We start from the raw sequence: 442 nt of genomic DNA, 5'->3' as shown, positions 1-442 counted from the left end.
ATATACAGAAGCGAATGACGCGCGCGGTGCTAACCGCCTGGAACTGCATGTGTAAAGGAAGCGAGCCATGACCGAACGCACACCACTGGTAAACCACGATGGTCCGATCCGCTGGGGTATTGTTGGCACCGGCAATATCGCCAAAATCTTCGCGCGGGATATGCCCCTGGCCGAGGGTGCCGAACTCGTCGCCGTCGGCTCGCGTACGCAGGAAGCGGCCGATGCCTTTGGCGATATGTTTAACGTGCCCCGACGCTACGCCAGCTACGACGGCATTGTGAACGATCCGGATGTGGACGTGGTGTACGTGGCCACCCCGCATCCCATGCACCACGACATCACCATCCAGTTGCTGAATGCCGGCAAGAACGTGTTGTGCGAGAAGCCAATGGCGATGAACGTGGCCGAAACACGCGAGATGATCGAAGCCGCCCGCGCCAAC

1 protein-coding gene is annotated in these 442 nt (G+C 59.7%); it reads left to right on the top strand.

What is annotated here, in order from left to right; translation table 11 throughout:
- Positions 1-67: 67 nt before the first annotated feature.
- Positions 68-442: Gfo/Idh/MocA family protein (locus tag J1781_RS00270; protein WP_217233007.1), on the top strand; the 375-nt coding region annotated here is incomplete at its 3' end.

The organism is Rahnella perminowiae (genome assembly GCF_019049695.1).
GTDB classification, from domain to species: domain Bacteria; phylum Pseudomonadota; class Gammaproteobacteria; order Enterobacterales; family Enterobacteriaceae; genus Rahnella; species Rahnella perminowiae.
The sequence above is the reverse complement of the archived record's forward strand: the minus strand, read 5'-3'. Positions and strand labels throughout refer to the sequence as shown.